The following is an 8,097-nucleotide window of genomic DNA, read 5'->3' as shown; positions in this document are numbered from 1 at the left end:
TTCTTTTGTGCTTGCCTGGGGGCGGGGGGGCCGGGGGGGGGGGGCCCCCCCCGCCCGCCCGGCCCCCGGGGCCCCCCGGGGCGGCCCCGGCCCCCCCACGGCGCCGCTAACCGCGGGCGAGCCGCCGGTTGCGGCGGTAGGCGGCCATCACCGCGAGGGTCCCGAGGACCACGAGGAGCGCGCCGACCGTGATCCACCAGCCGACGTCGGCGCCGGTGGCGGCGAGGGTGCCCACGCCGCCACCGGCGACGCCGACGCCCGCACCTGGCATCTTGTACATCAGTCGATCACCCCGGACCGGTCAGGCGACCGAGCGACGGCGGGTGAACCGAAGGCCGACGGGCACGGCGACGGCCGCGAGCACGCCGAGGCCCATCCACAGGCCGGCACCCGACGCGAGCGGCATCGGCGGAGCGGCCGGGCCGCAGGTCGCCGACGACACGATGACGTCGCCGCTGCCGAGGGCGCCGATGACGCCACCCAGCAGCTTCAGGTGCAGAGCGTTGACCGTGAGGCTGCCGTCCTTGTTCTTGATCTGCTCGTTGAGGATCAGCGTCGCCACGTTGACCGGGCCGAGGCCGACCTTGATCTGCGTGTTCGGCGCCGGGTTCGAGTCGACGTCGCCGACGCTGCCCAGATCGGCCCCGACCAGCGTCGAGCTGCCCTTGACACCTTCCTGGGTCGCGGTGCAGACGGCCTCGACGGCCTTGATCCCGACGTTGCCCAGTGCCGCCTTCAGCAGCGGCAGCCCGACGTTGGCGGTGCTCGCCTTCGCCGTGACCGCGCCGGAGTTCTCGTCCCGGACGGCCGAGGTGTTGATGACCCCGGCGGTGAGGATCCCGGCGGCGTTGGCACTGACCGTGCTGTTGCTCGTCGGTCCGTCGGTGTTCGCCGCCGCCAGCGGGCCGAGCTTGACCGCGGACGCGCCGAGCAGCTTCACGTCGACGTTCACGCCGTAGGCGGAGCCGTCACCGGGCGCCGCCGAGGCCGGAACTGCTCCGGCGAGGGCGATGCTCGCCACCACAGCGGCGAGCATCCCGCCTCGTCGCAAGAGGTGTTTCTTCACTGGTCCTCCGATTTTTGTCAGGGCGAGCCGGTGCACGGACGAATCCCGCTGAACAAGAGTCGGCACGCTGATCGAATATCGGTGGCGTTGCCGGAAATGGCACACAATTTCGGGGAGACCACCGTATCGGGTGGTTTCTTCGAACCGGGTCCCACGTCGGTGCAGGCATCACCCGAACGGCCTAGCAAGCTTCTCGCCATTCGTGCCGAAAGGCGCTGGGAGATCCCTGAGAAGGGGGATACCCGTCGAAAGTTCCGGCACCGGTGTCCTACGCTGGCGCCGGGGTCCGCCGTTCTTCCCAAGGTTTCCGGCTGAGAGGGTCGTCGTGGCAGTAGCGAACACACCTGTGTCCCCCGTCTCCCGGTTTCCGCTGCGTATGGCGGTGCTCGGCGTGGTCGCGGTCGGCGTGGTCCTCGTGCTCGTGGAGCGGGCCTACCGCGAGCTGGAAGTGCAACTCGCGGGGGCGATACTGAGGGTCATCACCTCATCGGGTGTTTATGTGGCCGGTAGTCGCGAATCTGTGTACTTCGGGTTGACCGGCGCTACTCCGTTCGGGTTGAGAATGACCCCGGAATGCTCTTCTGTATTCCTCTTGCTGCCACTTCTGCTCGTGACCGCGGTGCTTCTGTACTTCCGTCCGCAGAATGCGCGCCGACTGTTTCTCTCGCTGGGAATTGCCGCGATCGCCGTCATTCTCGTGAATCAGTTGCGCATTCTCACCATCGTCGGTCTGGTCCACGCGCTGGGCACCGACGAGGGCTACTACTGGGGCCACACCCTGCTCGGCTCGATGGTCAGCGTGCTCGGCGGCGCGGTGTCGCTCGTGCTGTTCGTCTGGCTCGCGACCCGCAAGACGAAGGCGGAGAAGAACCAGGACACGGCCGCGTGAACGACACCGGCTTCAAGGTCCTGCTCTCGATCACCCAGGCGTTCGCGCTGACGATGAGCGTTGCGTTCATCGTCTACGTCGCGATGATCGTGGTGCCCTACCTGCGCCGCAAACCCGCCCCGGTGGGCGACCCCGACGCGTTCGCCTGGCACTTCTTCGTGCCGTGCCGCGACGAGGAAGCCGTGATCCGCGAGACCGCGCGCTACCTGCGCACCACTTTCCGCCGCGCGCACGTGTGGGTCGTCGACGACGACTCCGACGACCGCACCGCCCGCGTCGTCCGCTCGGTGTGGCGGCGCAACGGCGGCTACGACCCCAACCTGCACCTGGTGGCGCGCAAGCGGCCTGAGGCCCGCACGGGCAAGGGCGACGCGCTGAACGCCGCCTACCGGGCCCTCAACGAATGGCTCGAGCCCGAAACGAACCGTGACCGCGTGGTCGTGGTGGTCGTCGACGCCGACGGCCGCCCCGCCGCCAACTGCCTCGAGGTCTGCGCGGCCGAGCACCTCTTCGGCGACGAAAAGATCGGCGCCGTGCAGCTCGACGTGCGCATGAGCAACGTCCGCACCCGCCCGCCGGGTCGCACCTGGTTCGCGCGCGCGTTCGGGCTCAAGCTGGCGCAGCTGCAGGACCTGGAGTTCCGCACGGCGATCGCCGCGATCCAGACGTCGCGCGGCTTCACCGGCACGATCTCCATGGGCGGCAACGGCCAGTTCACGCGCCTGGCCGCCCTCGACTCCATCGGCGGCGACGAGCACCAGCCCTGGCGCGGCTCCCTGCTGGAGGACTTCGAGCTCGGCGTCCACCTGCTCACGGCCGGCTGGCGCACGGGCTTCACCCCGGATTCCCACGTGGCGCAGGAAGGTCTGTACAGCCTGCGGCGCTTCCTCGTGCAGCGCACGCGCTGGGGCCAGGGCACGATGCAGTGCTCGCGGTACCTACGCCGGATCTGGGACTCGCCGCACGTGTCCACTTTGGGCGCCGCGGAGATGATGTACTACCTGGCGCAGCCGTGGATGCAGCTGCTCGGCTCGCTCCTGTACCCGGTGCCGTTCATCCTCCTGCTGGCCACCACGGCCGGCGACCCGTCGCAGGTCTGGACGTGGTTCACCGGCGGCGCCTGGATCCTCTTCGCCATCTACGGCTCGTTCGGCCTGCTGCCTTTCGTGGTGTGGGGCCCGATCTACCAGATGAAATGCCTGGGCAGCAAGAACATCTTCCGCGGCCTTGGCATGGGCCTGCTGTACGCGGCCTACATCTACACCTTCTACATCACGTCCTGGCGTGCCGTGACGCGCCTCGTGCGCGGCCGCAACGGCTGGTCCAAGACGCGGCGCAACACCGAGGTCACCAGCGGTGTGAAGGTGGCGCTGGACAGCTGAGGCAACGAAGAAGGGCCCCTCCGCCGGAGGGGCCCTTCTCGTTTCCCGGACTCAGAAAGCCGGCTTCAGCACCACGTCGTCGAGGTTCACGTACTCGACGCGGTGTCCGAACTGGACTTCCACGTACTTCATCTTGCCGCGCACCACCACGTGGTCCGACACGTCGAACGTGGTCGCCGAGTAGTACTCCGACGGGACGACGCCGCCGACGGAGTACGTCTGGCCCGCCGCGAACGTGTAAGGCATGGGGGCCAGCGCTTGCGGCGCGATCCCGGCCGGGTAGGCCGACGCCTCCGGGAACGCCCGCCCGTAGACGGGAATCGTCGCCTTGCCCGGCTTCGGCGTGGCGACGAGACCGCTCGCCGGGACCACGGTGTTGCTGGGCAGCCAGCCCTTCTGGCCCAGGTACCAGATCGCGGTCCAGCCACCCTGGCGTCCGGCGACGGCGTACTGCTGGCCGGTGGCCACGCGGCTGCCGACGTCGGAAACGTCCATAGTGGATGGTCCGGTGCCGTGCAGCCCGGCGTCGGACAGCAGGGGAGACGCGGCGTCCGGCGCGGTGTGCAGCACCACGGCCTCCGAGCCGCGCGCGGCGCACGGCGTGCCGGAACCGATCTTGTCGCAGCCGGTGAACACGGGCTGGTTGGCGGCGAACTTCGGCGCGATCGTCACCATCGACGAGCCGGTCCGGCCGGTGGCCTTGATCGGGGCGCCCAGCAGGTCGAAGTAGTGCGACCAGTCCCAGTAGGGGCCCGGGTCCCAGTGCATGCCGGCGATCGTGGCGGGCGTGGTGCCCGGCACGTTGTCGTGGCCGATGATGTGCGCGCGGTCGAGCGGCACGCCGTAGCGCTTCGCCAGGTAGCCGACGAGCTTCGCCGACGAGCGGTACATCGCCTCGGTGTACCAGGTGCCCTGCGCGGCGAAGCCCTCGTGCTCGACGCCGATGGACTTCGCGTTGACGTACCAGTTGCCCGCGTGCCAGCCGACGTCCTTGGTCGGCACGTGCTGGGCGATCAGGCCGTCCTGCGAGCGCACGGTGTAGTGCCACGCGAGGTAGGTCGGGTCCTGCGCCAGCGTGAGCGCGTCGTCCCAGTAGCCCTCGGTGTCGTGGATGACGATCGTGGTGATCTTCTGGCTCTGCGGCCGGTTCGCGATGTCGTGGTTGCCGTAGTCGCCACCCGGCAGCTCCTGGTACGGCGCGGGCACGGACTCGCAGGCCACGGACTTGGGGCACTCGGTGGCGGGCGGCGCGTCGTTGCGCAGGCCCAGCCGCTGGGCCTGCGCCTTGTCGGGCGTGACGCCGGGGGTCGCCGCGAGCGTGACGGCCTGGCCGTCGTCGGTCGTGCGGGTCTCGCCGGTGGCGATGGTGCGGTAGACCTCGTCGGCGAAGGTCTGGGCCGCCGTCACGTCCTCGGAGCCGCTGTACGCGGCGACGGCGCCGTACCAGTCCTTCGCGTCTTCGCTGCGTACGCCGAGCTTGCGCTGGTACTGGGCGAGCAGCGCCGCGCCGCCGCGGATGTTCTGCTTCGGGTCGGTGCGCAGCGTCGCCGCGTCCGTGTGGAGCAGGGCCGCGGCTTGGTCCACGGTCTGCAGGCCGGGCGGGATCGCCGCGGGCTGCTGCGTCGGCTTCGGGTGCAGCGCCGGCCGGGCGTCGTCGCCGCGCGGGTCTTCGCCGTTCTGGTCGAACTCGCTGGTCACGACGCCGGCCGTGCGCAGGTCGGTGAGGTGCATCGGCCCGTAGCCGGCGGCGGTGCTGGGCGTGCCGGCGTTGTAGTCCCAGCGGGACTCCAGGTACGAGACGCCGAGCAACACATCGAGCGGGACGCCGAACTCGCTCGCCGCGCTCGCGAAGTCCTGTTGGCGCTGTTGGTTCGCTGGTTGAGCTTGGGCGGGTGCCGACGTCGCCAACGCGACCGCCAGCAGCCCCGCCCCGCCCGCGACGGTCAGCCGCCGCGCAACGGAGTGGACCATTGGTGGGGACCCCCAGGTGTCGGTGCCTTTCCGGCGAAACTTAACCAGAAACGCGCGCGTCTGGTAAGCCTCCGCGACGGCGCTTTCGCCCAGCGGTCGTCAGCGGCCGGTCACGAGCACGAGGGAACCGTCGAACGCAGGCTGGTCCTGGAGCGCTCGGTATTTGGCGGCCCAGGTCCCGTCGGCGAGATCCCGTGCCTTTGCCGACAGACTCAGCGGCTGCCGCGCTTCCTCGTGCCTACTGAGGCCAAGGAGTGCTGCCGCCCGCCGCCGAGTTTCGCTGTGCCGAGCCCTGCCCCGCGCTATCACCACGCTTTCGGGTTGTGGACAACCTCGGCCTCCCGCTCCGCTCAGGCCCTTTTCGTCGGTGGTGGCCGATAGAATGGGATGGGGACGCCCCCCTTGGGAGGGCGGGGGCTTGCCCCTCGTGGCCGCTGGCCGGCGACATGCGGATCACGTCGGCCGACGGCGGCTCTTTGCCAGCCGGAGCGGGATGGCCGGTTCAACCGACGGCTGGCGGCGGGGAGCAGGACAAACGTCGCCATAGCCGCGGCGAAACTGTTGCCGGGGAAGGGCAAATCCTCGGCTGTTGGCCTGACCTCGTGCCTCAACGTCCGCATCGACGCGGACGGCTCCACAGCGGTCACCAGCCGGTCGGCCGGCTCGTACGAACCCGCGCCGGCCCCGACGTTCAGCACCGTCTTCGCGTCGCCCAGCGCTGCGTCGACCGGCGCCGCGATGCGCGGGTCGGGGTTGCGGTAGCCGGTGTAGACCTTGCCGATCTCGCCGTAGTCCGCGTCGCCCGCGCTGCCGTCGGCCATCCTGCTGCTCACGGGCGCGAGCTTAGCGATCTTCGGCCGTGCTCAGGCGGTACTCGTCCAGGAACCGGAAGAACACGTCCAGCGGTTCCTCGGCCCCGGCGTGCTTCTCGATCGCCGCGGCCCATCCCAGCGACATCGACCACCCGGTCCGCCCGCGCACCCTGCAACGACCCCTTCCGCACCCACATACTCGGCCGCAACCGGACCTGGTCGAGCAAGTCCTGCACATCCCGGCACTCTTCCAACAACTTGGGCCGCCCGCCGCCGTAGGAAAGTTCCCGCACGAACGCCCGCACGCGGTTGCGGATCTCGTCGCGGATCACGCGGACCTCGGCGAGGGTTTTGCCCGCCGGATCCTCGAGTTCCCAGTCGCGGTAGGTCTTGCCGGGGAACACCGGGCAGGCGTCGCCGCAGCCCATGGTGATGACGACGTCCGACGCTGCCACGGCGTCGGTGGTGAGGACCTTCGGCGTCTCGGCGGTGAGGTCGATGCCGGCCTCGGCCATGGCTTCGACCACGACGGGGTTGAGGCTGTCGGCCGGCGCGGACCCGGCCGAGCGGACCTCGACGAGGTCACCGCCGAGGTGTGTGAGGAACGCGGCGGCCATCTGCGACCGGCCGGCGTTGTGCACGCAGACGAACAACACGGACCGCGTCATGAGCGAGCCTCCTGGAGGGTGCGGGGAACGCCGAACACCAGCGCGACGAGCCCGAGGCCGACAGCGGCTCCGCCGACCTGGGCGGCGACGAACGGACGTGCTCACGCCTGAGCTGCTTGCGGCGCACGCAAAACAGCCGCGAGACTATCCATTGTGGACGGAAGAGCCCAGTAGTACACCCACGTCCCCCGTCGTTCGCAGTCGATCAAACCGGCCTGGCGCAACAGTTTCAGATGGTGTGAGATCGTCGGCTGCGCGAGGTCGAAGGCCGGCGTCAGCTCGCACACGCACATCTCGCCGCCCTCGCGGGAGGCGATCATCGACAGCAGTCGCAGCCGCACCGGGTCGCCCAGTGCCTTGAACACGCGGGCCAGCTCGGTTGCCTCGGCCTCGGCCAGTGGCGCGGAGGCCAGCCCCGCGCAACACGCGTCGGGCTGGTCGAGCACCGGCAGTTGCTGCATCGACATACGTCTATATTGACATCTGCCGATCCAAGCCACAAGGTTGTATCCACAAACATCGATACAAGCTGATCCAGCGAGGAGAAGCACGATGACCGACCTGCGCGAAACCGTGCGACAGCGCTACGCCGCGGCCGCCCTCGAAGTCACCTCGGGTGGCACCTCCTGCTGCGGCCCGGCAACGGTCGAGGTGGACTTCGGCTCCGGCCTCTACGCCGCCGACGAACGCGACACACTGCCCGCCGAGGCTGTCGCAGCCTCCCTGGGCTGCGGCAACCCGACCGCTGTGGCCGACCTCCGGCCCGGCGACCTCGTCCTCGACCTCGGCTCCGGCGGCGGTATCGACGTCCTGCTGTCGGCCCGTCGAGTCGGCCCCTCCGGCAAGGCCTACGGGCTGGACATGACCGACGAGATGCTGGCGCTGGCCACCGCGAACGCCGAGAAAGCCGGCGCCACGAACGTCGAGTTCCTGCGCGGCGCGATCGAAGCCATCCCGCTGCCCGCGGGCTCCGTCGACGTCGTCATCTCCAACTGCGTGATCAACCTGTCCACCGACAAACCCGCCGTCTTCGCGGAGACCTTCCGCGTCCTCAAGCCCGGTGGGCGGATCGGGGTGTCCGACGTCGTCGCCGACGACACGCTCACCCCGGCCCAGCGCGCCGAACGCGGCGACTACGTCGGCTGCATCGCGGGCGCCCTGTCCTTCGCCGAATACCGCCAAGGCCTCGAAGCGGCCGGCTTCACCGACATCGAGCTCACCCCGACCCACCCCGTCGCCGACGGCATGCACTCGGCGATCGTCCGCGCCACCAAACCCGTCTGACCGACCGGGTCCTGGCATTGTCGCA

The 8,097-nt window shown here is 69.8% G+C and carries 8 protein-coding genes and 1 pseudogene; 3 read left to right on the top strand and 6 right to left on the bottom strand.

From position 1 onward, the window contains the following. Window positions 1-106: 106 nt before the first annotated feature. Both AB0K15_RS23085 and AB0K15_RS23080 read right to left on the bottom strand, forming a co-directional pair. Window positions 107-280 carry an LPXTG cell wall anchor domain-containing protein gene (locus tag AB0K15_RS23085; RefSeq protein WP_364053820.1) on the bottom strand — a complete coding sequence of 58 codons (174 nt, stop codon included), beginning with the start codon at window positions 278-280 and terminating at the stop codon, window positions 107-109. Between the two features lie 21 nt (window positions 281-301). Next, window positions 302-1,036 (bottom strand): choice-of-anchor P family protein, encoded by a 735-nt coding sequence (locus AB0K15_RS23080; protein ID WP_364053817.1) that lies wholly within the window; start codon window positions 1,034-1,036, stop codon window positions 302-304. Window positions 1,037-1,412: 376 nt separating this feature from the next. Here AB0K15_RS23080 and xrtP point away from each other — a divergent pair, with 376 nt between their 5' ends. Next, the gene (xrtP, locus tag AB0K15_RS23075; RefSeq protein WP_364053814.1) at window positions 1,413-1,955 is read left to right on the top strand and encodes an exosortase P; all 543 of its coding nucleotides are present in this window, start codon (window positions 1,413-1,415) and stop codon (window positions 1,953-1,955) included. Window positions 1,956-2,008: 53 nt separating this feature from the next. Beyond that, window positions 2,009-3,337, top strand: a complete 1,329-nt coding sequence (locus AB0K15_RS23070) for a glycosyltransferase (RefSeq protein ID WP_364053889.1) — start codon at window positions 2,009-2,011, stop codon at window positions 3,335-3,337. Between the two features lie 51 nt (window positions 3,338-3,388). Here the strand turns inward: AB0K15_RS23070 and AB0K15_RS23065 are convergent, their stop codons facing one another. The 4 genes and pseudogenes from AB0K15_RS23065 to AB0K15_RS23050 all read right to left on the bottom strand — a co-directional run bounded on the left by AB0K15_RS23065 (window position 3,389) and on the right by AB0K15_RS23050 (window position 7,255). After that, on the bottom strand, window positions 3,389-5,308 hold the full coding sequence (locus AB0K15_RS23065; RefSeq protein ID WP_364053811.1) for an N-acetylmuramoyl-L-alanine amidase: 1,920 nt from the start codon (window positions 5,306-5,308) through the stop codon (window positions 3,389-3,391). A 350-nt stretch (window positions 5,309-5,658) separates the two neighbouring features. Beyond that, complete coding sequence (locus AB0K15_RS23060; protein WP_364053808.1) at window positions 5,659-6,141, bottom strand: hypothetical protein; 483 nt, start codon at window positions 6,139-6,141, stop codon at window positions 5,659-5,661. Window positions 6,142-6,401: 260 nt separating this feature from the next. Continuing rightward, a pseudogene (locus AB0K15_RS23055) lies at window positions 6,402-6,788 on the bottom strand (arsenate reductase ArsC); the annotation flags it as partial. A 101-nt stretch (window positions 6,789-6,889) separates the two neighbouring features. Next, window positions 6,890-7,255, bottom strand: a complete 366-nt coding sequence (locus tag AB0K15_RS23050) for a metalloregulator ArsR/SmtB family transcription factor (protein ID WP_364053805.1) — start codon at window positions 7,253-7,255, stop codon at window positions 6,890-6,892. Window positions 7,256-7,340: 85 nt separating this feature from the next. Here AB0K15_RS23050 and arsM point away from each other — a divergent pair, with 85 nt between their 5' ends. Beyond that, entirely contained in the window at window positions 7,341-8,072 is a 732-nt protein-coding gene (arsM, locus tag AB0K15_RS23045) for an arsenite methyltransferase (RefSeq protein WP_364053802.1), read from the top strand. The last annotated feature ends 25 nt before the right edge of the window (window positions 8,073-8,097 follow it).

The sequence above is a fragment of the Amycolatopsis sp. NPDC049253 genome (assembly GCF_040678995.1).
GTDB lineage: Bacteria > Actinomycetota > Actinomycetes > Mycobacteriales > Pseudonocardiaceae > Amycolatopsis.
Note: the sequence above shows the minus strand (reverse complement) of the source record. Positions and strands in the feature narration are given on the sequence as shown.